Annotated in this window: 21 protein-coding genes; 12 read left to right on the top strand and 9 right to left on the bottom strand. The window is 70.5% G+C overall.

Going from position 1 to position 24,202, the window contains the following annotated elements; genetic code table 11:
* The first annotated feature begins 166 nt into the window (after positions 1-166).
* The 6 genes from BJ964_RS06620 (at position 167) to BJ964_RS06645 (ending at position 5,948) form a co-directional block, all read left to right on the top strand.
* Entirely contained in the window at positions 167-1,249 is a 1,083-nt protein-coding gene (locus BJ964_RS06620; RefSeq protein WP_407650835.1) for an FtsK/SpoIIIE domain-containing protein, read from the top strand.
* The gene (locus BJ964_RS06625; protein ID WP_223149490.1) at positions 1,216-2,097 is read left to right on the top strand and encodes a hypothetical protein; all 882 of its coding nucleotides are present in this window, start codon (positions 1,216-1,218) and stop codon (positions 2,095-2,097) included. The genes BJ964_RS06620 and BJ964_RS06625 overlap by 34 nt, the downstream gene beginning before the upstream one ends.
* A gap of 129 nt (positions 2,098-2,226) precedes the next feature.
* Positions 2,227-3,537: a replication initiator gene (locus BJ964_RS06630; RefSeq protein ID WP_188126823.1), complete on the top strand. Its 1,311-nt coding sequence runs from the start codon at positions 2,227-2,229 to the stop codon at positions 3,535-3,537.
* Complete coding sequence (locus BJ964_RS06635; protein ID WP_188119856.1) at positions 3,530-3,703, top strand: helix-turn-helix domain-containing protein; 174 nt, start codon at positions 3,530-3,532, stop codon at positions 3,701-3,703. The genes BJ964_RS06630 and BJ964_RS06635 overlap by 8 nt, the downstream gene beginning before the upstream one ends.
* Positions 3,703-4,941, top strand: coding sequence for a tyrosine-type recombinase/integrase (locus BJ964_RS06640; RefSeq protein ID WP_188119857.1), 1,239 nt, complete (start codon positions 3,703-3,705; stop codon positions 4,939-4,941). The genes BJ964_RS06635 and BJ964_RS06640 overlap by 1 nt, the downstream gene beginning before the upstream one ends.
* Positions 4,942-5,246: 305 nt before the next feature.
* Positions 5,247-5,948: a DedA family protein gene (locus tag BJ964_RS06645; RefSeq protein WP_188119858.1), complete on the top strand. Its 702-nt coding sequence runs from the start codon at positions 5,247-5,249 to the stop codon at positions 5,946-5,948.
* On the opposite strand, the gene BJ964_RS06650 is transcribed toward BJ964_RS06645, so the two are convergent.
* Positions 5,875-7,275, bottom strand: coding sequence for an NAD(P)H-quinone dehydrogenase (locus tag BJ964_RS06650; protein WP_188119859.1), 1,401 nt, complete (start codon positions 7,273-7,275; stop codon positions 5,875-5,877). The genes BJ964_RS06645 and BJ964_RS06650 overlap by 74 nt on opposite strands.
* A 99-nt stretch (positions 7,276-7,374) precedes the next feature.
* On the opposite strand from BJ964_RS06650, the gene BJ964_RS06655 reads away from it, so the two are divergent.
* Both BJ964_RS06655 and BJ964_RS06665 read left to right on the top strand, forming a co-directional pair.
* Complete coding sequence (locus tag BJ964_RS06655) at positions 7,375-7,836, top strand: gamma-glutamylcyclotransferase family protein (RefSeq protein WP_188119860.1); 462 nt, start codon at positions 7,375-7,377, stop codon at positions 7,834-7,836.
* Between the two features lie 361 nt (positions 7,837-8,197).
* Positions 8,198-9,145 carry an acyltransferase family protein gene (locus BJ964_RS06665; protein ID WP_188119862.1) on the top strand — a complete coding sequence of 316 codons (948 nt, stop codon included), beginning with the start codon at positions 8,198-8,200 and terminating at the stop codon, positions 9,143-9,145.
* Here the strand turns inward: BJ964_RS06665 and BJ964_RS06670 are convergent.
* A complete protein-coding gene (locus BJ964_RS06670) occupies positions 9,142-10,107 on the bottom strand; it encodes a GNAT family N-acetyltransferase (protein ID WP_188119863.1) in 966 nt (321 codons plus the stop codon). The genes BJ964_RS06665 and BJ964_RS06670 overlap by 4 nt on opposite strands.
* 217 nt (positions 10,108-10,324) lie before the next feature.
* On the opposite strand from BJ964_RS06670, the gene metG reads away from it, so the two are divergent.
* On the top strand, positions 10,325-11,758 hold the full coding sequence (metG, locus tag BJ964_RS06675; RefSeq protein ID WP_188119864.1) for a methionine--tRNA ligase: 1,434 nt from the start codon (positions 10,325-10,327) through the stop codon (positions 11,756-11,758).
* Positions 11,759-11,765: 7 nt separating this feature from the next.
* On the opposite strand, the gene BJ964_RS06680 is transcribed toward metG, so the two are convergent.
* From BJ964_RS06680 to BJ964_RS06690, 3 genes are read right to left on the bottom strand one after another with little or no spacing between them, the layout of a single operon-like run.
* On the bottom strand, positions 11,766-12,503 hold the full coding sequence (locus BJ964_RS06680; RefSeq protein ID WP_188119865.1) for an SCO6745 family protein: 738 nt from the start codon (positions 12,501-12,503) through the stop codon (positions 11,766-11,768).
* Between the two features lie 46 nt (positions 12,504-12,549).
* The gene (locus BJ964_RS06685) at positions 12,550-13,431 is read right to left on the bottom strand and encodes a hypothetical protein (RefSeq protein WP_188119866.1); all 882 of its coding nucleotides are present in this window, start codon (positions 13,429-13,431) and stop codon (positions 12,550-12,552) included.
* A gap of 1 nt (position 13,432) precedes the next feature.
* The gene (locus BJ964_RS06690; protein WP_188119867.1) at positions 13,433-14,065 is read right to left on the bottom strand and encodes an MBL fold metallo-hydrolase; all 633 of its coding nucleotides are present in this window, start codon (positions 14,063-14,065) and stop codon (positions 13,433-13,435) included.
* Between the two features lie 109 nt (positions 14,066-14,174).
* Here BJ964_RS06690 and BJ964_RS06695 point away from each other — a divergent pair, with 109 nt between their 5' ends.
* Entirely contained in the window at positions 14,175-15,113 is a 939-nt protein-coding gene (locus BJ964_RS06695) for a DUF4349 domain-containing protein (RefSeq protein ID WP_188119868.1), read from the top strand.
* A 245-nt stretch (positions 15,114-15,358) separates the two neighbouring features.
* Here the strand turns inward: BJ964_RS06695 and BJ964_RS06700 are convergent, their stop codons facing one another.
* Complete coding sequence (locus BJ964_RS06700) at positions 15,359-16,615, bottom strand: amidohydrolase (protein WP_188119869.1); 1,257 nt, start codon at positions 16,613-16,615, stop codon at positions 15,359-15,361.
* A gap of 216 nt (positions 16,616-16,831) precedes the next feature.
* Positions 16,832-18,397: an acyl-CoA mutase large subunit family protein gene (locus tag BJ964_RS06705; protein ID WP_188119870.1), complete on the bottom strand. Its 1,566-nt coding sequence runs from the start codon at positions 18,395-18,397 to the stop codon at positions 16,832-16,834.
* A 206-nt stretch (positions 18,398-18,603) separates the two neighbouring features.
* Between BJ964_RS06705 and BJ964_RS06710 the strand changes: the two genes are divergently transcribed.
* Both BJ964_RS06710 and BJ964_RS06715 read left to right on the top strand, forming a co-directional pair.
* The gene (locus BJ964_RS06710; RefSeq protein ID WP_188119871.1) at positions 18,604-20,535 is read left to right on the top strand and encodes a serine/threonine-protein kinase; all 1,932 of its coding nucleotides are present in this window, start codon (positions 18,604-18,606) and stop codon (positions 20,533-20,535) included.
* Positions 20,536-20,555: 20 nt separating this feature from the next.
* Positions 20,556-22,196, top strand: a complete 1,641-nt coding sequence (locus tag BJ964_RS06715; protein WP_188119872.1) for a phospho-sugar mutase — start codon at positions 20,556-20,558, stop codon at positions 22,194-22,196.
* A gap of 43 nt (positions 22,197-22,239) precedes the next feature.
* Here BJ964_RS06715 and BJ964_RS06720 read toward each other — a convergent pair whose 3' ends face one another.
* Together BJ964_RS06720 and galE are read right to left on the bottom strand one after the other, a co-directional pair.
* Positions 22,240-22,926, bottom strand: a complete 687-nt coding sequence (locus BJ964_RS06720) for a GOLPH3/VPS74 family protein (RefSeq protein ID WP_183222635.1) — start codon at positions 22,924-22,926, stop codon at positions 22,240-22,242.
* Positions 22,927-22,990: 64 nt separating this feature from the next.
* Positions 22,991-23,995: a UDP-glucose 4-epimerase GalE gene (galE, locus tag BJ964_RS06725; RefSeq protein WP_188119873.1), complete on the bottom strand. Its 1,005-nt coding sequence runs from the start codon at positions 23,993-23,995 to the stop codon at positions 22,991-22,993.
* Positions 23,996-24,202 lie beyond the last annotated feature (207 nt).

Genomic DNA, 24,202 nt, shown 5'->3' on the forward strand with positions numbered 1-24,202 from the left:
CTTCGGGCCGGTGACCACGGGCGGCGTCATGGCGGGTGCGGTGGCGGCCGGCGTCGGCTGGTACCGGGGTCACCCCGACTCGTGGTCGCGGATCGCGGCTCCCCGGCTGCGGGCGGTGCGGCGGCGCTGGCTGTCGCGGACGTACCTCGGACCGTGGTGGGGTCGCGTGACCGAAGCGTGCAACCTGGTCACAGTCCATCGGACGACCGGTGCCGTAAACGTCCCCCGGATCGTGCGGGTACGGTCGCACTCCCCGTCCACCGAGACGGTGTACGTGCGGCTGCTGCTCGGGCAGACCCCGAAGCAGTGGGAGGAAGCCGCCGAAGCGCTGGCGGTGGCGCTGCGGGCCGAACGGATCGGTATCGAGCGGGTACGGCCTCAGGTGATCGCGCTCATCGTGCAGCGCTCGGAACCGTTCACCCAGGTCATCATCCCGCCGGACATCCCGGCTGAGGCCGACTCCGCGAGCCTGGCGAACGTGTACCTCGGCGAGACGGAGCACGGCGGCGACTGGTACGCGCCGTTGATCGGACAGCACTGGTTGATCGCGGGCGCCACCGGCTCGGGCAAGAACTCGGTCACCTGGATGGCGTTGCGGGCCTGCGCTCCGCTGATCCGTGACGGCCTGGTCCGGCTGCACGTCATCAACCCGAAGGGCACCGAGTTGAACGCGCTCCGGCCGGTGTCGTACCGGTACGCGGAGACCGATAAGGACATCGTCGAGGTGATGACCTCCTTCTGGGAGACCATGCAGGAGCGCAAGCGGACCTTGGCCGAGCAGGGGCGTCGCACCTTCGAGATGTCGCGGGAAACCCCGCTCGAACTGCTGGTCATCGACGAGTTGGGCGCGGTGACCGGGTACGGCGATCGGTCGTTGACCCGGGGTGCTCAGGCGGTGCTCCCGCTGATCCTGTCTCAGGCTCGTGCTCTGGGCGGCAGCGTGATCGGCGCGTTGCAGGAGCCCACGAAGGACGTGATCCCGCAACGGGACCTATTCTCTCTGCGGGTCTGCCTGCGGGCTACTACCGCCGGCCACCCGGATATGGTGCTCGGCGACGACATGCGCCGTCGGGGTGCCCTAGCCGACGAGATCCCGAACGCTCCCGAGTCGGCCGGTATCGGCTTCGTGGTCAAGCAGCGTTCCCGTACTCCGCTGCGGGTGCGGGCCGCGTACTGCGACGACGCTGACATTGCCGACCTGGTCCGGGTCGCCGGATGGCCGCATACCGAGCTTGTCTCGGCGGGGTGATCGAGGCCGTGACCCGCGACCGAACCACCCGCCCCCGGCAGCCTCGTCAGGTCCGCAAACTGAGCAAGCGCCTGGAAGTGGCCCGGCAGGTTCACGACCTGGAACAGGATGCCGCGCTCGACATCGTCGACATCGAGCGCCTGCGGGTGAGCGTCACCCGCTGCCTATGGTTCTTCCTGGCGCTCGGTTCGGTGTTTACCACGACCGGCGTACAGAACTTCCTCGCCGGGAACCTCAGTCCCGCTGATCCGGTGTGGTGGGGCTGTTGGGGTGTGGAGCCCTGCCTGGTCGGCATCCTCATCACGGTCCTGCGCTGGGAAGCCGCGATGATCGCCCGGGAGATCGACATCGACTCCCGGGCGGTCGACTGGCTCAAGCGGTTCCTGCTCTGCTCGACCCTGGTCATGAACGTGGTTCCCGCGTTGTGGCCTCGGGACGGTGGGGTCAGCGCGGGCATGCTCGCCGCACACCTCATGGTCCCGATCCTGGTGTTCTTCCTGGCCGAAGTCATGCCGATCGTGCAAGCACGCTGCACCCAAGCACGCCGCGCCATCACCCTTCCCGGCCCTGCCCCCACCGCGGCACCGATGCCGCCGGTACCCACCAGGCAGCCGACCATCCCGGCCGGCGTCGTGACCAAGCACGTTCCAACTCCGGCTCCGGCACCCTCGGCATCCGCTACGGACGGGTTGGACGGGTTGGGCCTGCCCCTGGCGATGCAGGCCCGGGTTCACCAGCTCGCCGCGAGCCTCGACCGCCCGGTGACCGCCGTCGACGTTCAGCAGGCGACTCGCCTGCCGCTGCCGCTCGCGTCGAAGGTCGCCGACCGGCTCACCCCCGCTCTCTGATCTCGTCTCCTACTCGTTCCGGTCTGCCGTGCTCTGACGACGAGGGCACGGCAGGCCGTCTCTGGAGGGATTTGCTTGTCAACATCGACCCGCCCCGCCTACGACGGAGAGGCGGCCCTGGCTCAGTGGATGCGTACCCCCGCCTACAAGCAATGGCGTGCCGGAGTTGAAAGCGTCCAGGGCTGCCTCCAGCCGGTTCGCCTGATCGGCACATGGGAAGCCCGGCACGCCAGCACTGGACAGGTCATCGCCTCCCGCCGGGGGAAGGTGTGGGCATCCTGCGGCACCCGCCGTGCGGCCGTCTGCCCGACCTGCGCCGACCGGTACGCCGCTGATGCCTGGCACCTGATCCACGCTGGCATGTCCGGCGGCAAAGGAATCCCCGTCACCGTCGCCACATCGACGCGCCTGTTCGTCACGCTGACTGCCCCGTCGTTCGGTGCGGTCCACAACCGACCTGGCAAACGGCCGTGCTCCTGTGGCAAATGGCACCCCGACGGGCATCCGCTGCTGGGTAGCCCGCTCGCCCCGGAGACCTACGACTACACCGGTGCCGTGTTGTGGCAGGCACACAGCGGTGACCTGTGGCACCGGTTCGCCATCGCGTTGCGCCGGGCCGTCGCCACCGCTGGTGGTCTCACGGTCCGCGAGTCCGGTAACCACCTGCGCGTCTCTTACGCGAAGGTCGCTGAGTATCAGCGGCGGGGCCTGGTCCACTTCCACGCCGTCATCCGCGCCGACGGACCGACCGGCCCGGACTCGGCACCCCCGGCGTGGCTCACCTCTGACGTACTCGCCGATGCGGTGCGGTCCGCGTCCGCCTCGGTCCGCGTCGACACCGAACGCCCGGACGGCACGGTGTTGCCCCTGGCCTGGGGTTCACAGGTCGACGTGAAGGACATCACCGCGACCGACATCGATTTCAGCGGCGTCGACAACGGTGAGGACCAGGTCGTCAACGACTCCCGGCTGGCGGGCTACATCGCCAAGTACGCCACCAAGGGAACCGGCGCCAGCGAGACCGGCGATCGTCGTATCCGCTCGCAAGCGCACATCGACGAACTGCCCGTGTCGGGTCACCACCGGGCGATGATCCAAACCGCATGGGACCTTGGCGGCCTCGACCAGTACGCCGATCTCAAGCTGCGGCATTGGGCGCACATGCTCGGCTTCCGGGGCCACTTCCTCACCAAGTCGCGCATCTACAGCACGACGTTCAAGAACCTTCGCGCGGAACGACGTCAGCATCAGGTCGATGCCGCGCTCACTGAGGCCGGTCTGCCTGCCGACACCGAGGTCCTGGTCGTCAACGACTGGCAGATCCTCGGCATCGGCTACGACTCCCGCGAACAGCTCGAACTCGCTACCGCGATCGGTGACCGGATCCGATCGGCGCGTCAGGCACAACGCACATCACAACGGGGGGACAGCAATGGCTGAACTGTGGTCGGTCGACGACGTGGCGGCGTATTTGCGGGTGCCCGTCGAGACCTTGTACCGGTGGCGCAAGACGAAGTGCGGTCCGCCTGCTGCCCGGATCGGCCGGCACCTGCGCTACGACCCCGCCGACGTCCAGGCGTGGTTTCGCGGACAGGTGGCGGCGTAATGGGACACGTCGAGGACCGCTGGCACAAGACCGTGACCACCGATGAAGTCGACAAGAAGGGAAAGAAGCGCACTCAACAGGTGCGAACTGAGCTGTATGGCAAGGGCATGCGGTACCGGGTCCGGTACATCACCCCTGATGGACGGGAACGCAGCAAGTCTTTCCCTGACCGGGCCAAGAAGGCTGCCGAGGACTTCCTCATCTCCGTCGAGGGCGACAAGCTCCGCGGTGCCTACATCGATCCTTCCGCCGGGCAGACCCTCTTCCGCGACTACGCCGAAGAGTGGCTTCGCACCAGGGCGCTCGATGAGTCGACCCGAGAGAGCACGGAGCGCAGAGTACGCGGGCATCTGCTGCCCACCTTCGGTGATTCTCAGCTCGCGGCGATCAAGCCGAGAGAGATTCGCGAGTGGGACCGCAAGATGGTCGGCACGCTCGGCGACGGCACGCGGGCGGTGGTCTTCGCTCACCTCAAGTCCATCCTCAATGCCGCCGTTGACGACGAGAAGATCGGTAAGAATCCGTGCCTGGCTCGCTCGGTCACTGCGCCACGGCCCGTACAGCGCAAGGTGATTCCTTGGAAGGCGGAGACCGTCGCGGCGATCCAGGCAGGCATCCAGGAGCGTTACCGTCCGATGGTTGCTCTCGGTGCCGGGTGCGGGATGCGTCAGGGCGAAATCCTCGGGGTCTCGCCCGATGACGTTGATTTTGACGGCGGATGGCTGCATATCGTGCGGCAAGTCAAGATCGTCCGGGATCGTCTGGTGTTCGGGCTTCCCAAGAGCGATCGGGATCGCCGAGTGCCGTTGCCGGACAGCGTGGCCGCTCTCCTCCACGCGCACTTCGAGGAGTTTCCGCCGGTCAAGATCACTCTGCCGTGGGAGAACCCGGCCAGCAATGAGCGGGTCACGGTCCGTCTGGCGTTCACAACGACGCGGACGAGCGCGATCAACAAGAACACGTTCAACGCCAAGAGCTGGCACGTCGCGTTGCGGAGCGCCGGTGTGACTCCGTCTCGCTCGACCGGAATGCATGCGCTGCGGCACTTCTACGCCTCGTCGCTGCTGGACGCGGGCGAGAGCATCAAGGCTCTGTCTGAGTATCTCGGGCACGCCAATCCCGGTTTCACCTTGCGGTACTACACCCACCTCATGCCCTCCAGCGAGGGACGTACCCGGAAGGCAATCGATGACCTATTCCGACCGAAGGATGGCTCCGGCGGCCCGGACGGAGCCTGACGGCCTGGTGACGGCCTGAGCGGGCCAAGGTCCGGTGTCTTCGCAGGTCAGATGGGTACGGGCCGTCGATACGGGACCTACCGACGGCCCGCGGCCGCGCGCCGTCGTGCGGCGGGGCCGATCCCACCGTACGCCGGGGATCGGCCACCCGCGAAAAGCGGGCGCGCAAGGGTGGCTTCTCGCCGTAGCGTGTCCGGCATCACGACGGACCGTGCCCGGCGGGAGCGCATTCTGAACACAGCGCACTCTCAGGCGGGTTCACGCACAATGCCGGGAGTCCTGAAAGCCGCGAGGTGGCCCGACCTATGACCGAAATGCTGACCATGTTGGCGATACCGGCGTGGGCCTACCTGGCCTTGTTCGCGTTTCTCGCGGTCGACGCGCTGGTGCCGGTGGTACCCACCCAGGCCATCATGATCACATCCGGAGCGCTCACCGTCTACGGAGATCTCGATCTTGCCGCGGTGGTCGCGGTCGGCGCGGTCGGCATGTTCACCGGTGACCTCATCGCCTTCGTGCTGGGCCGGTCGACCGGCGCCCGCCTGAGCGCGCTGCGGGACAGGTTCGCGCCGCGCAACGAGGAGAGCGAGTCGAAGACCCGGCGCGCCGCCGCCCGGTTCACCCGTGGCCTGCGGCGGCCCGGCCCGCTCGTGGTGCTGCTCTGCCGGTTCGTCCCGGGCGGCCGGATGGCGTCCGGCTATCACGCCGGCCGGTCCGGTTACCCGATCAAGTCCTTCATCGGGTACGACGTGGCCGCCGCGCTGAGCTGGGCCTGCTACGGCGGGCTGGTGGGGCATCTCGGGGGCACCGCGATCACCCAGTCCGCGTGGCGCCTGTTCGCCGTCGCCGCGACCGCCGCGCTCATCTTCGGCACGGCCGGCTGGATCCTGGCCCTGTTCGGCGGCCGCGATCAGGCGGCCGCCGAAGGACCGGCTACTGGATCTCGTGCTGCATCAACTGACGCGCCGCCTCGGCGATCGAACCGGAGAGCGACGGATAGATCGTGATGGTGTGGGCCAGCTGATCCACGGTCAGGTTGTTCTCGATCGCCATGGTGATCGGCAGGATCAGCTCGCTGGCCTTGGGTGACACCACGACGCCGCCGACGATCTGGCCGGTGGCCGGGCGGCAGAACAGTTTGACGAACCCGTCCTGGAGGCCGGCCATCTTGGCGCGGGCGTTGCCGGTGAGCGGCAGCATCACCTGGCGGGCCGGGAAGCGGCCGGAGTCCACCTCGTTCTGGGAGACGCCGACGGTGGCCAACTCGGGGTCGGTGAAGACGTTCGCCGAGACGGTCCGCAGACGCAGCGGGGCGACCGCCTCGCCCATGGCGTGCCAGATCGCGATCCGGCCCTGCATGGCGGCGACGCTGGCCAGCGGCAGCACGCCGGTGCAGTCACCGGCCGCGTAGATGCCCGGCACGTTGGTCCGGGAGACCCGGTCCACGGTCACGTAGCCGCCGTCGGAGACGTCCACGCCGTACTCCCGCAGGCCCAGCTCGGACGTGTTGGGGACGGCGCCGACCGCCATCAGGGCGTGCGACGCCTCGACGGTGCGCCCGTCGGAGAGGGTGACCAGGACCCCGTCGCCGGTGTTGACCACCGAGTCGCCACGGGACTGGCTGAGGATCGTCATGCCCCGCTCCCGGAACACCCGCTCGATCGCCATGGCGGCGTCCGCGTCCTCGTGCGGCATGACCCGTTCGCGGCTGGAGATGAGCGTCACCTTCACACCCATCGCCAGGTACGCGCTGGCGAACTCGGCGCCGGTCACACCGGAGCCGATCACGACCAGGTGGCTGGGCAGCTCCTCGAGGTCCCACACCTGCCGCCAGTCGAGGATGCGCTGCCCGTCCGGGCGGGCCGAGGACAGCACCCGCGGGGTGGCGCCGGTGGCCAGCAGCACGGTGGTGGCCTCCACCGCGTACGTCTCCCCGCCCTCCGGGGTGATCAGCACCTGGTGGGTGTGCCCGAGCCGGTCCTCACCGAGGCGGGCGCGACCCCGGACGACGTCCACCCCGGCCTTGATCAGCTTGGTCTGGATGTCACCGGATTGGGCGAGGGCGAGCTTCTTGACCCGCTCGTTGACCGCCTTCGCGTCGACGGTGACCCCGGACAGGCCGGACGACCGGATCCCGAAGCGCTCCTCGTAGCGGAGCCCGGTCACCACCTCCGAGCTGGCGATGAACGTCTTGGACGGCACACAGTCGGTCAGCACACAGGCTCCACCGGGCCCTTCGGCTTCGACGAGAGTGACGTCAGCCCCGAGCTGCGCCGCGACCAGAGCCGCCTCGTACCCTCCCGGTCCCCCACCGATGATCACGATCCGACTCACGACTAAAGACCTCCAAAAGCGGCATCCAACACCGAACAGTTGTGCCGACACGCACTCCTCATATTCTCACCACCGCCCGCGAGGACTATCGTCGTCGCCGTGCGTCACTACGCCGCGTATGGCTCGAACCTGGATCCCGCCCGCATGCGGGCCTACTGTCCGCACTCGCCGATGGTCGGCGTGGGGTGGATCGAAGGCTGGCGCCTCACCTTCGCTGGTGAGGGAGAAATCGGCTGGGAGGGGGCGGTGGCGACGATAGTCGAGTCGCCCGGCGACCGGGTCTTCGTCTCCCTGTACGACGTCCACGCGTGGGACGCGTCACAGCTCGACGAGATCGAGGGCGTCACCGCCGGGGCGTACCAGAAGGTCACCCTGCGTGTATCGACACTTGACGGTGAGGACTCTGCCTGGGTGTACGTCTTCGCCGGGTACGAGGGTGGTCTGCCGACCGCCTGGTACCTGTCGGAGATCGCCAACGCGGCGGAGAAGGCCGGGGCGCCCAACGACTATGTCGCCGATCTGCGCGGCCGACCCACCGGAACGGCTTCTCCGGAGATCTAGGCGGCTGGTGGGCGAGACCGTTCTCGCCTACCGCCCAATCGACGGTTGTACTACTGTTCGCACTTCCGTCACTCTTCCGCCGTCTCGCAGAAGCTGATCTCACACATATGCTCATGAAAGGCCTCAGGGCCGACCCCACGGCCCCGCTGCCGAAGCGCTTGGACTCCCTGACCAGCCTGCGGTTCTTCGCGGCTTTCGCGGTGTTCACCCACCACTTCACCGGACTGGGTGGCAAGACCGGTTTCGGTCGGTCCGAGGCGATCTTCCCGTTTTCGGGTATCGGCGCGCACGGCGTCACGTTCTTCTTCGTGCTCTCCGGCTTCCTCATGATGTGGGTCTTCAAGCCGCGGGAGAGCCCCGGGTGTTCTACTGGCGGCGGGTCGGCCGGATCTGGCCGGTGCACCTGGTGGCGCTGCCCCTGGGCATCTACGCGTTCTACGTCGCGGCGAAGGTGGACATCGACTGGCCCGGCCTGATCTCGTCGGTGTTCCTGGTGCAGACCTGGTTCCCGGACGTCACGCCCACCCTGCCGGGCAACCCGGTCACCTGGACGCTCAGCGTCGAGCTGCTCTTCTACGCGCTCTTCCCGCTGGTCGCGCCGTTCGCGGACCGGATGCGGACCCGCTGGCTGATGGTCGCCACGGCGGTCGGCCTGTTCGGCATGTACCTGGTCAACTGGGTCGCCGACGCGACCCTCGACCCCACCATGGCCCGCTGGGTGATGCGCCACCCGCTGGTGTACCTGCCGGAGTTCCTGCTCGGCATGACCATGGCGCTGGCGCTGCGGCGCGGCTGGCGGCTGCCGCTGCACCCGGTCGTCCCGCTGGCCGGCCTGTTCGGCTGGACCTACCTCTACTACCAGGAGCGGTGGCCGTTCTCCGACGTCGTCGAACACCAGATGGAGTTCGCCATGCGCCCGATGGTGGGCGTCCTGTCGGCCCTGATCATCCTGGCGTTCCTCCAGCGTGAGGCGCGCGGGCACCGGGGCATCCTGAACAACCGGCTGCTCGTCTCGCTGGGGCTCTGGTCCTACAGCTTCTACCTGGTCCACCACGCGATCAGCCGGCTGGCGACCTACGAGTTCGGCCGGATGCCGGACAACAACGCGGTGCTGTTCACCCTGATCGGGATGGCCGTGGTCATCAACGTGATCTGCTGGGCGCTCTTCACCTACGTCGAGGAGCCGGCCGAGAAGTGGTGGCGTAAGCACACCCCGAAGCGGTGGCTGGACCGCGGTGGGGAGACCGGCGGCAGCGCGCTGCCGCCGGCGCCCCGGCGAGAGGCCGAAACGGCCCCCGCCCCGGTCTAGCCGGCCGCCTTGATCTCGGTCCGGTACACATCGGCCCGGTAGAGCGGGGTCATGCCCACCTTGAAGTAGAGGCTCGCGGCGTCGGTCGGGTTCGCCAGATCGACGCCGAGCCCGGCCTTCGGGCAGCCCTTGGCGGCATAGACGGCGAAGGCCCGCCGCAGCAGCGCCTCGCCCACCCCGCGCTTGCGGAAGCCCCGGAGGGTGGCCAGGTACTTCACGTAGCCCTCCTCGGTGTCACCGCTGCCGTCGGCCGACTGGAGCACCCCGGCGATCTCCCCGCCCACCTCGGCGACCAGCCACTCGTCGAAGGAGACCGAGGACTCGGACTCGAACTGGGCGCGCCAGCCGTCGTACCCCATCGCGGGGTGATCGGAGTCCCGGAAGGCCTCCTCGATGACCGCGTGGAAGCGGCGCATCTCGGCGTCGTCGCCGGAGTCCACCGCGCGGATCGTGACGCCGGCCGGTGGCTCGGGCGCGACCGGGGAGTAGCCCTCCAGCGACATCTGCATCCGGGCGAACTGTTTGAGGAACGTGAAACCGGCGTCGGTCAGCGCCGCGATCAGATGGTCCTCCCCCGGGATGGCCCCGGACCGGACCTCATAGATCTCGTGGCCGAACTCCCGGCCCCGCTCGGCGATCCGCTCCATCAGCATGGCGAGCAGCGGCCGCAGCGCGGGCAGGCCGATCTCCGGCCAGAAGTAGACGTTGGCCATGTCCCGGGCCCGGCCGGTCCCGTTGTACGGATACGCCCAGGCGACGATCTTGCCGGACGGGTCGAGGGCCAGCCAGGAGTCCCGGTCCAGATCCGTGTTCGGCGCGATGAGCTCCTCACGGACCTCGTCGCTGGTGAAATCGGGCTCGCCCACCGCGGCGATGTCGCTGGCGTGCACCACCTCGAGAATCGCCGGGATGTCGTCGAGGGTGGGCCGGCGGGTGGTCCAGCCGCTGGGCAATTCCGTCATGCGGGCATCCGACCACGCTCCCGGGGCCGCCGCCAAACGAGTTTCCGCGCGGTCGGGCCCCGCCTACCATGGCCGCATGCAGCCACGCCGTGAGTCGATGATGCGCCCCGCCCAGGGGCTCCTCGCCGTGCGCTGACCACCTCACGACCAGGCCCCGCGTCCGCCGGGCCTGGCTTCGCCGTCTCCCGCCCGGACCGGGCCACCACAGGAGACGATCATGAACCTGCTGTACGTGACGACCGCGATTCCGTACGTCAACGCCGCACCGCACCTGGGCCACGCGCTGGAGCTGGTGCAGGCCGACGTGCTGGCCCGGCACGCCCGCCGCCGGGGCCGGCCGGTGCGGTTCCTGACCGGCACCGACGACAACGCGCTCAAGAACGTCACCGCGGCCAAGGTCGCCGGGGTGGACGTGCGCGAGTTCGTCGACCGCAATGCGGCCCGTTTCGGGGCCCTTCGCGAGCCGCTGTCCCTGTCCTTCGACGATTTCATCCGTACCAGCGCCGACACCCGGCACCGGATCGGCGTCGAACGGCTGTGGCGGGAGTGCGCGGCGGCCGGGGACCTCTACCGGCGCCGCTACGAGGGCCTCTACTGTCCCGGCTGCGAACAGTTCTACGCCGAGCCGGAACTGCCCGACGGGCTCTGCCCGGAACACCGGGTGCGGCCCGAGACGGTGGCCGAGGAGAACTGGTTCTTTCGCCTGTCCCGGTACACCGATCAACTGCTGGAGATCCTGGAGTCCGGACGGATCCGGATCGAGCCGGCCGCCCGGCGCAACGAGGTGCTGGCGTTCGTCCGGGCCGGGCTCACCGACTTCAGCGTCTCCCGCCCGGCCGCTCGTGCCGCGGGCTGGGGCATCCCGGTGCCCGGTGACCCCGGCCAGGTGGTCTACGTCTGGTGGGACGCGCTGGCCAACTACGTGACGGCGCTCGGCTACGGCGACGACGACCCGGGCTACCGGCGGTGGTGGGACGGGCCGGGCGAGCGTACGCACGTGATCGGCAAGGGCATCGTGCGCTTCCACGCCGTCCACTGGCCGGCCCTGTTGCTCTCGGCCGGGCTGCCGCTGCCCACGACGGTGCTGGTGCACGACTATCTGACCGTGGACGGGGCGAAGATCGCCAAGAGCGCCGGCAACGCGGTCGACCCGGCCGGGCTCACCGACCGGTACGGCACGGACGCGGTCCGCTGGTGGCTGCTCCGCGACGTGGCCCGGCTCGGTGGGTCCGACTTCACCACCGGGCGCCTGATCCACCACTCCGACACCGATCTGGCCAACGGCCTCGGCAACCTGGTCAGCCGCACGCTGACGCTGACCCGGGGCGAGATCGCCGCGAGCACGCCACCCGCCTGGTGCACGGACCTGCCGGAGCGGATCGACCGGGCCCTGTACGACTTCGACTTCCGGGCCGCCACCGGTGCGATCTGCTCGGTGGTCGACGAGGCGAACCGGCTGATCGAGACGGAACAACCGTGGAAGGGCGATGGGCAGGCGGTGCTGGCCACCCTGACCGGCGTCTGTCGGCTGGTGGCCACGGAGTTGGAGCCGTTCCTGCCGGACGGCGCCCGGCGTCTCCGGGAGCAGTTGAGCCGGCCGGGCCGCCCGAAGCCGGTCTTCCCCCGGTTGGCTCAGCGGTCGCGGCGGTGACCCCGGGTCAGCGGACGAGGCGGTGGCTCAGGGACTCCAGGAGGCCGGCGAACTCCAGCCGCTCGGCGCGGTCCAGGGCCGCGTACGCCTGCCCGGCCAGTGCGTCCGCCACCGCGTCGGCCCACAGGAGGCGGCGCAGCAGCGGACCGGCCGGCGGGTAGGGCGGCTGCCAGCCGAAGGCCACCGCACCGGTCTCGCCCTCCGGCCCGGCGATGATCGCCTCCAGCGGGGTGAGGCCGGCCGCCCGGACCGCGATCACGTGGACGCCCTGCCGGTGTTCGTGCAGCAGGTGCAGCAGGACCGCGGCCTGCGCGCCGGGCTCGGAGTTCGGCACCGGCATGGCCTGCCACGCCGCGAAGAGCGGGAGCCCGGCCGGGTCGATCCGGTCCGCCACCCGGCGGGACAGGTCGAGCAGCCGGGTCAGGCGGGGGAAGCCGCCCAGGTGTTCGGCGCCCCAGTCGCAGAGCTCCACCAGGTGCCAGGTGGCGACCTCGGACGGGGCGTGCGTCTTCACCGTGGCCTCCCAGCCGTCGGTGACGGCCTCCGGCGCGATGAAGGCCAGTGCCGCGGCGACCGTCTCCGGTCGTACGTCGCCGAGGGCGCCGGCCCGGGCCGAGACGTGGTACGCCCAGCCGGAGAGGCCGAGCAGCCGGGCGCGGCGCAGCGTACGCGGTGATTCGGCGAAGGCGCCGACGATGACGGCGAGTCCCGCGCGGGCGTTGGCGGCAGCCTGTTCCGGGGTCACCTGCCCGATTCTGCTCCCCTCGACCGTCTAAAGAAAACGCTCCCCGCTATCGATGCAGGTCGTCCAGGGCCGCCTGTACGTCGCCGACCCGGCGGCGGGCCTCCGCGGCCTCCCGTTCCGCGGTCCGGCGGGCCGTCTTGCGCCGGGCCACGTCGGCCACCGCCTCGGTCCGCCGTCGCTCCAGTTCGGCCAGTTCGGCGTCGAGGTCCTCGACCAGGTGGCCGGCCTCCCGCTCGGCGTCCTCGGCACGTTCCAGCTGCCGGTCGGCGCGCCGTTCGGCGGCGGTGGCCGCGTTCAGCTCCCGCTCCAGGTCCCGGCGGCGGCGCTCGATCCCCTGCTCCCGCTCCCGGCGCCGGTGCTCGGCCTCCGAAAAGTCCGGCCCGACGGAAGGGACCGCCTCCGAAGAGTCCGGCGCGGGTGAATCGGTGACCAGCCGCAGCCGCGGCCGGGGCACCTCACCGAACCCGGAGTGGCTGACCGCCCGGATCAGCCGCCCGGTCCGCACCTGCTCGGCGATCTCCGGCTCGGCGAGCGCCGCCGTGAACGTCGCCTCCACGTCTCCGAGCGGCAGTTTCGCCGCCCCCGCGCCGGACCCGACGGCCAGCTTGCGGGCGGCCACGACCAGCGACGACACGAACTGCCGCCGCTGCGTCGACAGTTCCCGCAACTCCTCGCCCCGCAACTCCCGCTGTGCCGCCCGCAGCGCCGTGGAGAGCTCGACCAGTTCCTCGATGAGCTCCGGGCGCCGTAGCGCCACGAGGTTGACCACCCAGGCCGCCACGGTCGGTTTCTTGAGCGCGGCCAGCCGTTTCGCGGCCTCCCGGTCGCCCGCCTGCCGGGCCGCCGCGATCGCTTCGGCCCGGGCGGCGACGAACCCGTCCGGCGGCGCCTCGTACAGCCGCTGGATGACGTCGTCGGCGTGCAGCACGTCAGTCCAGCACGCTGCCCGGCTCGACCCGGGCGAACCGGGTCTCCGAGAAGCTTTCCAGGTGTTTGCCGTAGACCGCCGCGCCGCGCTCGTTGACCAGACCGTCGTGCAGCGCGAACGCCCGCTCCGGCCGGATCCCGCGGACGAACTCGAGCGATTCGGCGATGGTCGCCCACGGCGCGTTCAGCGGCACGAACAGCGTCTCGACGGCGACGTCCGGCGCCACGAAGGAGTCACCCGGGTGGTAGAGGTTGGTGGCGCCGTCGTCGATCAGGAAGCCCAGGTTGGCGAAGACCGGAACGTACGGGTGGATGATCGCGTGCTGCCCGCCGAAGGCCCGGATCCGGTACCCGGCCGCCTCGAACTCCTCCCGCGGCGACACCGCGGTGGTGGCCTCGTCGACGTCGGTGAGCAGTTTCAGCACCGCCGGATGCGCGAAGATCCGCAGGTCCGGCCGCCGGGCGACGGCACCGGTCACCGCCTTCACATCGAGGTGATCGAAATGCTCATGGGTGATGAGCACCGCGTCCGCGCCGTCCAATACCGACGCTTCGGAGAATTCGCCCGGATCGACGACGAGAACTCCGGCGCCCTCGACGCGTAGACAGGAGTGCGTGAACTTCGTGACGCGCACGGGATCCCTCCGCTGCTGAATCGTGACCGCTCATCTCGCAGTCTGCCGGAACCGGGACGTGTGCGCTTCACGTCCCACCGGTCAGTGAAGACATGAGATCGGAGCGGCCATGAATAAACGGGGACTCACGGCGACACTCCTTCTGGCGGGCCTGCTGCTCGCCGGCTGCGGCGCCGACAACGAATCACAATCGGACAGCGGATCGGCGGGCGCCCCGGCGGTCGGCGAGGCGGACAGGAAGGTCGATCAGGCCGGCGGCGGGGCGGCGCAGGAGCAGGCCGCGCCGACCCAGGGCAAGGACAGCGCGGCGCAGGCGCCCGACCTGCGGGTCGACCAGCGCTCGATCATCTACACCGGGTCGATCACCCTGCGGGTGGAGGACGTCACCTCGGCGGCGGCCCAGGTCACCGGCATCGCCGCGGCCTCCGGCGGGTTCGTCGGCGGCGACGAGCGGCACAGCGGCGACGGCTCGTCGACCGCGAACATCACGTTGCGGGTCCCGGCCGACAAGTTCACCTCCGCGGTGGACCAGATCGCCAAGCTGGGCACCGAGGAGACGCGGGGCATCAACACCGAGGACGTCACCGAGCAGGTGGTCGACCTGGACGCCCGGATCTCCGTACAGAAGGCCCGGGTGGAGAGCGGCAAGCGCCTGCTCGCCGAGGCGAAGAGCCTGGACGATCTGGTCATGCTGGAGCGGGAGGTGGCCACCCGCGAGTCGGATCTGGCCGCGCTGGAGGGCAAGAAGCGGCGGCTGTCCGACCTCACCTCGCTCTCCACGATCACCGTGGTGCTCCTCGACCCGGCAGCGGCCGCGGTGGAGCCGGAGGAGGAGCCGCCGGGCTTCCTGGCCGGTCTCGCCGGCGGATGGAAGGCGCTGATGGCCTCGCTCGGGGTGCTGCTCACCATCCTGGGCGCGCTGCTCCCGTGGATCATCGCGATCGGCCTCCCGGCCTGGGCGGTCATGCACCTGCTGCGGCGTTACCGCCGCCGCAACACCCCGGCGCTGGTCGCTCCCCCTGCCGAGACCCCCGCTTCGAACCCCTGATCCGGTACGCCGTGAGCGCGCCGATTCACTGATGCGTGGAAGCGGGACAGCCACACCCGCAAAACGCCGCCGGTGAGGAGGCAGGCGGGAAATCGCCTGCCTCCTGACCGGTTACAAGGCGTTTTGCCGCGGAGCGAAGCGGAGCCATCAACAGAGCTCAGCCCGGCGGGCGCGGCAAAGGCTTGCGCCCCGCGAAGCTCGCGGGGCGCTCCGGGGACTCGGCGGTCCCGTACGAAATATGGGTTTTAAAAAGAGCCGGTGGAGAGGGCGGCCAGGGCGGTGTGGGCCATCACCCGGACGCCGTAGCCGATGCAGCTCTCGTCCACGTCGAAGTCGCCCTGGTGCAGGTCGTGCCGGATGTCGGAGCCGGGCCGGCCGGTGCCGAGGCGGATCATCGCGCCGGGGACGTGTTCCAGGTAGAAGGCGAAGTCCTCGCCACCCATGCTGAGCTCGGCCTCGACCACCCGGTCCGGGCCGAGCGCGGCGCCCGCGGCGCCCGCGATGGTCGCCGACGCCATCCGGTCGTTGATGACCGGCGGGACGCCGCGGATGTAGTTGACGTCGACCTCGGCGCCGGTGGCCGCGACCACGTCCCGGATCAGCTTGGTGATCAGCTCGGGCGCCTCCCGCCAGGCTTCCCGGCTGAGGACCCGGACGGTGCCGCGCACCTCGCCCGCGCCGGGGATGGCGTTGAACGCCTGCCCGGCGTGCACCGAGCCCCAGACCAGGGAGATGCCGGCGCGCGGGTCGATCCGGCGGCTGAGCAGCGCGGGCACGTCGACGATGATCCGGCCCAGCGCGTGCACCAGGTCGGCGGTCAGGTGCGGGCGGGCGGTGTGCCCACCGGGGCCGGTCAGCTTGACCTCGACCGCGTCGGCGGCCGCGGTGAACGGGCCGGAGCGGACCCCGACCAGCCCGGCCGGCAGTTGCGGGTAGCAGTGCAGCGCGAAGATGGCGTCGACGTCCTTGAGGCCGCCCGCGGCGATCACCTCGGGCGCGCCGGACGGCATCGCCTCCTCGGCCGGCTGGAAGAGCAGCCGCACCCGGCCGGGCAGGAGGTCCTGCTCGTTGAGCTGCGCCAGCGCCATGCCCAGGCCGAGCATGACGGTGGTGTGCACGTCGTGGCCGCAGGCGTGGGCCTGCCCGTCGACGGTGCTGCGGTAGGACACGTCCTTGAGGTCCTGCAACGGCAGCGAGTCGATGTCGGCCCGGAAGGCGATGGTCCGCGGGCCCTCACCGATGTCGCAGATGACGCCGTTGCCGCGCGGCAGCAGCTGCGGGGTGAGGCCGGCGACGGAGAGCTCCCGGGCGATGAGCGCGGCGGTCTCGAACTCGGAGTGTGACGGCTCGGGGTGGGCGTGGAGATGCCGGCGAATGGCTACCAGCTCGGCCCCCCGCGAGGCGAGCCAGCGGTCCAGCCGGCCGGGGAGGGGGTCGGACCCGGGGAGTTGCCCGGGCCACGCCGTATCGGCGCCCTCGGGCGCCTCCAGAGCAGTAGTCACGTCAGGCTTCCGTATTCACTCTCGAAGTTTTGTCGGGTTACATGCCGCGCGACAGCTTAGTCCCGTTTTTGGTGACGCTGTGCAACGGTCGTGTAAACAGGTGCTCACACCGTTCCGGAGGCTGGGCGGGCCCACGGGAGATCATCCCGGCCCGCCAACCTCAACGGGTAGTGGATCGCCGAGGTGACGCGACACACTACGAGTACGTCGACCCGCTCAGAAGCGCTCGACGGGGCGGTGGACGCCCCATACCCCGCGGAGGGTGTGACACACCTCCCCCACGGTCGCACGGAGCCGCAACGCCTCTTTCATCAACGGTAGGACGTTCACACTTCCGGCGGCGGCCTTCGCCAGATCTGCCAGCGCGGCCTGTACGGCCGGCTCGTCCCGTTCGGCGCGCAGCTTCGCGAGGCGGGCCACCTGTGCGGCCTCGATCGCCGGGTCGACCCTGAGGGGCTCGTACTTCTCCTCCTCCGCGACGGTGAACCGGTTGACGCCCACCACCACGCGCTCGCCGGCGTCGATCTCGGTGGCGATCCGGTACGCCGACGCCTCGATCTCGTTCTTCTGGAAGCCCGCCTCGATGGCGTCGACCGACGAGCCGAACTCGAAGACCCGGTCGATGAGCGCGGTCGCCTCCTGCTCGACGGCGTCGGTGAGCGCCTCCACCGCGTACGAGCCGGCGAACGGGTCGACCGTGCCGGTCAGGCCGCTCTCGTAGGCGAGCACCTGCTGGGTGCGCAGGGCGAGCCGGGCCGACTTCTCGGTGGGCAGGGCGATCGCCTCGTCGTACGAGTTGGTGTGCAGCGACTGGGTGCCGCCGGCCACCGCGCCGAGCGCCTGGATCGCCACCCGGACCAGGTTGACCTCCGGCTGCTGCGCGGTGAGCTGCACGCCCGCGGTCTGGGTGTGGAACCGCAGCATCAGCGACTTCGGGTCCTTGGCACCGAACTCGTCGCGCATGATCCGCGCCCACATCCGGCGGGCCGCGCGGAACTTGGCGATCTCCTCCAGCAGCGTGGTCCGGGCCACGAAGAAGAACGACAGCCGGGGCGCGAAGTCGTCGACGGCCAGGCCCGCGGCGATCGCGGCCCGGACGTACTCGATGCCGTTGGCCAGGGTGAACGCGATCTCCTGCGCGGGCGAGGCGCCGGCCTCGGCCATGTGGTAGCCGGAGATCGAGATGGTGTTCCACTTCGGGATCTCGGCCTTGCAGTAGGCGAACGTGTCGGCCACCAGGCGCAGCGACGGTTTGGGCGGGAAGATGTACGTCCCGCGGGCGATGTATTCCTTCAGGATGTCGTTCTGGATCGTGCCCTGGAGCGCTGCGCCGGGGACCCCCTGCTCCTCGGCGACCAGCTGGTAGAGCAGCAGCAGCACCGACCCGGGCGCGTTGATCGTCATGGAGGTGGACACCTGGTCCAGCGGGATGCCGGCGAAGAGCTGCCGCATGTCGTCGATCGAGTCGATGGCGACGCCCACCTTGCCGACCTCGCCGTGCGCGATCGGGTCGTCGGAGTCGTAACCCATCTGGGTGGGCAGGTCGAAGGCCACCGAGAGGCCCATCGTGCCGGCCGCCAGTAACTGGTGGTAACGGGCGTTCGACTCGGCCGCGGTGCCGAACCCGGCGTACTGCCGCATGGTCCACGGCCGTTTCGTGTACATCGTCGGGTAGACGCCGCGCGTGTAGGGATAGTGACCGGGCTCGTCGGCCCCGGCGTTCACCGGCACGTCAGCAGGGCCGTACACCGGCTTGATGGGGAACCCTGACTCTGCATTCACACGGGTGATCCTAAGACTCGTTAAGGCCGCCGACCGTGAGGAATTTGCCACCCTGCGTTCGCCCTGGGGCCACCCTCGGCCACTCGGCCACTACTCACCGTCGAAGTGTGGTTAACAGTGGCTCAGGAACTTTCGTTCTCCCCCAACCTGCGGGCAAGATAGCGGGGTTGGTCGACAGCCCCTATACCCCCTCGGTGGCATCCTCAGTGACTCAAATTCCGACGTGGAGCGGCGGCAACACGGCTCCCCCCAACGGACGCGCCGCCCCCGGCACGCTCATCGGCGGGCGGTACACGCTGCGCGCCGCGGTGGGTCACGGTGGCATGGGAACGGTGTGGCGGGCGGCGGACACGCTGCTGCGCCGCGACGTGGCGATCAAGGAGGTCATCCTTCCTCCCGGTCTGGCCCCGAGCGACCGTGACGCGATGTACGAACGGACCATGCGCGAGGCCCGTGCCGCGGCCGCGCTCCAGCACCCGGCCGTGGTGCAGGTCTACGACGTCGTGCACGAGAACGGCCGCCCGTGGATCGTCATGGAGTTGCTGGACGCCCGCAGCCTCGCCGACATGGTCATCGAGGACGGGCCGGTCCCGTCCCGGGTGGTCGCGAAGATCGGCATCGCCCTGCTCGGCGCCCTCGAGGTGGCCCACGCGCACGGGGTGCTGCACCGCGACGTGAAGCCGGCCAACGTTCTGATCTGCGGTGACGGCCGCTGCGTGCTGACCGACTTCGGTGTCGCCCGGATGCCCACCGACGTGCAGCTGACCACACCGGGCATGGTGCTGGGCTCGCCGCACTTCATCTCGCCGGAGCGGGCCATGGGCCACGACTTCGGCCCGCCCAGCGACCTGTTCTCGCTCGGCGTCACGCTCTACACCGCGATCGAGGGCCGGCCGCCGTTCGACAAGGGCGACCCGATCGAGACCATGCACTCGGTCGTCGAGGACCCGCCCGCCCCGGTGGTGCGGGCCGGCTCGCTCACCCCGGTGCTGATGGGCCTGCTGGAGAAGGACCCGGCCCGGCGGATGGACGTGCAGACCGCCCGTACCATCCTGCGGCAGCAGCTGGCCGGCCCGCTGGCCAGCAAGAACCCGCCGCACATGATGACCGACCCCTATTCGGTGGTGCCCTCGCCGCGGCCGGTCAGCCCGGCCCCGGCCGAGACGCAGCAGATCCCGCCGCAGCCGACCGGCCAGATCGGCGGCCGGGCCATGCTGGCGCCCGAGGAGTCGCTCACCGACCACCTGGCCAAGCTGGAGCAGCAGAACGCGGGCGGCGGCCGCCGTCGCGCGCCCGAGCCGTCCGGCCCCGCCGTGAGCATGCCCACCGGCGCCATGCCCGCCCACAAGCTGCCCGACGGCGGCCGGCGGGCCGGCGGCGACACCACGAGCGTCATCCCGCCGCAGAACCCCTGGCAGGTCCCGCCGCCCGGTGGCGCGCCCCGCCCGGGCACCGTGGTGGTCAGCCCGGCCGCCAAGCGCCGGGCCGCCTTCGGGAGCATCGTCGACACCGCCAAGGAGGGCACCGGCAAGGCGGTCGCCACGTTCCAGGGCTGGCCGCGCAACAAGCAGCTGATCTCCGGTGGCGCGGCCGCCGTGGTCCTGATCCTGGTGCTCGTCTTCGCCCTGAGCGGTGGCGGCGACCCGAAGACCACCCCGGCGGCCGGCGCGGCCACGAGCGCCCCGCCCGCGCCCGCGGTGGAGACGCAGGCGTACAAGGGCAACGCCGCGGTCAGCGTGAACGTGCCGGCCGGCTGGACCCGGACGGCCGGTGGCGTCTACGTGGAGTACTACGAGCCCGCGGACAAGACCACGAAGGTGCGGATCCTGGTGGAGAAGGGCTCGGTCGACCCGACCAAGTTCGTCAACCAGACCGCTCCGACCGGCCTGAAGAAGGGCAAGACCTGCCCCGACCCGTTCGTCACGGTCGGCACCCAGCAGGTCGACATCGCCGGGAACGCGGGCGCCGAGCTCGAGTACACCTGCGGCGAGGGCGACGCCATGCGCCACGGCGTCTGGCGGATGACCACCGTCAACAACAAGATGTACTCGTTCTACCTGACCACGACCGACGCCAAGTTCGCCGACTACCGGAAGTACTACGACGCGATGGTGGAGAGCTTCCAGCTCAACCTGTGACTCTGTGCTATCAATCCCTGATGGCACCACAAGTTGATGTTGACCTGATCGCCCGGGCCGAGGCCTGGCTCGCCGACGACCCCGATCCGGCGAGCCGGGCCGAGCTGCGTGCGGTGATCGACGGTCTGCCGGCCACCGCCGCCGAACTGCTCGACCGCTTCGCCGGCCCGCTCACCTTCGGCACGGCCGGTCTGCGCGGCCGTCTGCGCGCCGGCCCCAACGGCATGAACCTCGCGGTGGTCACCCGGGCCGCGGCCGGCCTGGTCGGCTGGCTGGCGGCGAGCGGCGGCGAGGGCCCGCTGGTGATCGGGTACGACGCCCGGCACGGTTCGAAGGAGTTCGCCGAGCGGACCGCCCGGGTCGCGACCGGCGCCGGTCGCGGGGCGCTGCTGCTGCCCGGGCCGCTGCCGACGCCGGTGCTGGCGTACGCCGTCCGCGCTCTCGGCGCGGTCGCCGGGGTGATGGTGACCGCCAGCCACAACCCGCCCCAGGACAACGGCTACAAGGTCTATCTGGGCGCGGCGCTGGGTGGTCCGGCCGGCGACGGGGCGCAGATCGTCCCGCCGGCCGACGCCGGCATCGAGGCCGCCATCCGGGCGGTCCCGAGCGTCGCGTCGGTCCCGCTGGGCGGTCCGGGCACGCTTCTGGGTGCGGAGGTGGCCCAGGGGTACGTGCGGAGCGCGACCGCCGTCCTGGACCCGTCCGGCCCGCGTGACCTGACGATCGCGTACACCCCGATGCACGGGGTCGGTGGGTCGACACTGGCCGAGGCGTTCGTGGCGGCCGGTTTCCCCGCCCCGGCGATCGTCGCGGCGCAGGCGGAGCCGGACCCCGAGTTCCCGACCGTGGCGTTCCCGAACCCGGAGGAGCCGGGCGCCATGGACCGGCTGCTGGCGCTGGCCGGGAAGCACAACGCCGACCTGGCGATCGCGAACGACCCGGACGCCGACCGCTGTGCCGTGGCGATCCCGGGCCCGGACGGCTGGCGGCCGCTGCGCGGTGACGAGCTGGGTGTGCTGCTGGCCGACCACCTGATCCGCCGGGGCACTCCCGGCCTGTACGCCACCACGATCGTCTCGTCGTCGATGCTGGGCCGCCTGTGCGCCGCCCGTGGCGTCCCCTACGCCGAGACCCTGACCGGCTTCAAGTGGATCGTCCGGGCGGCCGAGGACCTGGCGTTCGGTTACGAGGAGGCGCTCGGCTACTGCGTGGCCCCGGCCCTGGTCCGGGACAAGGACGGCATCACGGCGGCGCTGACCGTCGCCGAGCTGGCCGCCGGCCTGAAGGCGGAGGGCCGCACCCTCGCCGGCCGCCTCGACGAGCTGGCCCTCGAACTGGGCCTGCACGCCACCGACCAGCTGTCGGTCCGGGTCGACGACCTCGCCGAGATCGGGACGGCGATGGGCCGGGCCCGGCGCAACCCGCCGGCGGCGCTCCTCGGGGCCCCGGTCACCGGGACGACCGACCTGCTGCCGGAGAACGACGTGCTGACTTTCCGCACCGCCACGACCCGCGTCGTGATCCGGCCGTCCGGCACGGAGCCGAAGCTCAAGGCGTACCTCGAAGTGGTCGTCGAGGGTGACCCGGCGACGGCCCGCACCCGCGCGGCGGCGGACCTGAAGGCCCTTCGCGCCGAGATCGCGGCAACGCTCGGCGTCTAGGAACCGTCCCCGGGGCTTCCCGCGAAGCCCCGGGGGGAAGCGGTCAGATCGGCTTGGGGGCGCCCAGCGCGGCCTGGATGGCCCGGCCCAGGGTGGCCACCACCAGCGCGACGCTGGGCCGCACGATGGAGTCCTCCAGGGAGACGTCACCCACGAAGCCGGCGTTGCTGGCGATCTCCGCGAGCCGCTCGTGGGCCCGCTCGGACTCCCCGGCCGGGAGTTTCAGCGCCGGCTCCATCCGGGCCGCGACGAGCAGGGTGGCCAGCGCGGCCGTCCGCTCGTCGGGCAGGGTGTCGCCGGTCAGCGCGGCCGCCAGCCGCTGCCGGATCTCGGCCTCGTACGCCGGATCGCTGGTCGGGTAACGGTGCACGTGGATGACACCCATCTGGGTCTCGTCCACGTCCTGCACGACACCCCGGGCGCACAGGTCCTCGAGCACCCGGGTACGCAGCCGGTGACGCAGGCGCTGCAGCCACTGGGCCGGGGTGTGCGGCTCGTCGGACGCGACCTTTCCCAGCACGGCGTCGGCGACCGGGTCGCCGAGCGGTGTGGCGTCCACGACCTTCAGGTAGCCGTCGGCCGCGTACGCGATCCGGTTGGCCAGCGCCAGGTCGATCAGCACCGCGGCGGCCATGCCCAGGTCGAGCCCGATGCGGGAACCCGTGGCCTTTCCGGTCTGGTCGTCATACGCGAGGAGGAGGAGTTCCTCGGCGAGCGGGATGGGGGTCATGTGACGCAACGATAGTGGCCCGAGTCATCCGAGCCGATCCCCAGGTCGGTCAGATCATCAGCCGCTATCGGGCGGAAAGATCCGGCAGGATCCGCTCCCGCTGGGCGAACCAGTTCAGCGAATCCCGGATGCCGTCCGCCACGCTGTGCTCGGCCCGCCAGCCCAGCAGGTCGGCGGCGCGGCTGCTGCGGGTGTAGGCGCCGGCCGAGTCGCCGGGGCGGCGCGGGGCGTGCCCGACCTCGACCGCACGGTCGGCCACCTGGTTGAACGCCTCGACGAACTCCAGCACCGTGGTGCCGGTGCCGGTGCCCAGGTTGATGGCGAGCGACCCGTTCTCGAAGGGCAGCGTGTCGAAGACCTCGAGGGCCCGCAGGTGGGCGCCGGCCAGGTCCCACACGTGCACGTAGTCGCGGATGCCGGAGCCGTCCCGGGTCGGGTAGTCGACGCCGGTCACCGGGAACGGCTTGCCCTCCCGGTAGACCTCGATGAGCTTGCCCAGGGCGTGGCTCGGGGACCGCAGCTGGAGGCCGGTCCGCATCTTCGGGTCGGAGCCGATCGGGTTGAAGTAGCGCAGCGACAGCACCTTGATCGGGGTCGCGGCGGTGATGTCGCTCAGCATCTGCTCGACGATCAGCTTGGTCCGCGCGTACGGGCTGAGCGCCGTGAGGGCCGAGCTCTCGTCGACGGTGAAGTCCTCGCCGGGCTGGTAGATCGACGCCGACGAGCTGAACAGCAGCCGGGTGACGCCCTTGCCGATCAGGTGGTCGACGAACTCCAGGGTCTTCGCCACGTTCTCCCGGTAGTAATGAACCGGGCGCTCCACCGACTCCGGCACCACGATGAGCGCCGCGCAGTGCACCACGGCCGTGATGTCCGGGTGTTCGTCGAAGATCCGATCGAGGATCGCGGGGTCGGCGATGTCACCCTCGTAGAAGGGCCGGCCCTCGCAGAACTCGCGGCGGCCGGTGACCAGATTGTCCAGGATGACGGGCTGGTGTCCGTTGTCGAGCAGACAGGACGCGATCGTGCTGCCGATGAAGCCCGCGCCACCGGCGATGAGTACCTTCACGAAACGTCCTCTCGTTCTCCGAATCCCGCACCGAGGCTAGCTGACCTCATCATCCGGCCGGTGACACCGGGCCGCAGCCATTCACCGCCGCCTTGATCGTGAGCCGGATGAGAGCACGCTGGCTGTAACCTATGATGCTGACCGCCTTGGGCCCCGTCCCCATCACCGCGTCCCGTGCACACCCCGCCTCCTGGCTGCGACGACGGA

It is taken from the genome of Actinoplanes lobatus (assembly GCF_014205215.1).
Classification (GTDB): Bacteria; Actinomycetota; Actinomycetes; order Mycobacteriales; family Micromonosporaceae; genus Actinoplanes; species Actinoplanes lobatus.

Bases quoted from the DNA above. Each gene is read 5' to 3' on its own strand.
- BJ964_RS06625 (WP_223149490.1), top strand. From the start codon at position 1,216: ATGGCCGCATACCGAGCTTGTCTCGGCGGGGTGATCGAGGCCGTGACC.
- BJ964_RS06630 (WP_188126823.1), top strand. From the start codon at position 2,227: ATGCGTACCCCCGCCTACAAGCAATGGCGTGCCGGAGTTGAAAGCGTC.
- BJ964_RS06635 (WP_188119856.1), top strand. From the start codon at position 3,530: ATGGCTGAACTGTGGTCGGTCGACGACGTGGCGGCGTATTTGCGGGTG.
- BJ964_RS06640 (WP_188119857.1), top strand. From the start codon at position 3,703: ATGGGACACGTCGAGGACCGCTGGCACAAGACCGTGACCACCGATGAA.
- BJ964_RS06645 (WP_188119858.1), top strand. From the start codon at position 5,247: ATGACCGAAATGCTGACCATGTTGGCGATACCGGCGTGGGCCTACCTG.
- BJ964_RS06670 (WP_188119863.1), bottom strand. From the start codon at position 10,107: ATGACGGAATTGCCCAGCGGCTGGACCACCCGCCGGCCCACCCTCGAC.
- metG (WP_188119864.1), top strand. From the start codon at position 10,325: ATGAACCTGCTGTACGTGACGACCGCGATTCCGTACGTCAACGCCGCA.
- BJ964_RS06695 (WP_188119868.1), top strand. From the start codon at position 14,175: ATGAATAAACGGGGACTCACGGCGACACTCCTTCTGGCGGGCCTGCTG.
- BJ964_RS06715 (WP_188119872.1), top strand. From the start codon at position 20,556: ATGGCACCACAAGTTGATGTTGACCTGATCGCCCGGGCCGAGGCCTGG.
- BJ964_RS06720 (WP_183222635.1), bottom strand. From the start codon at position 22,926: ATGACCCCCATCCCGCTCGCCGAGGAACTCCTCCTCCTCGCGTATGAC.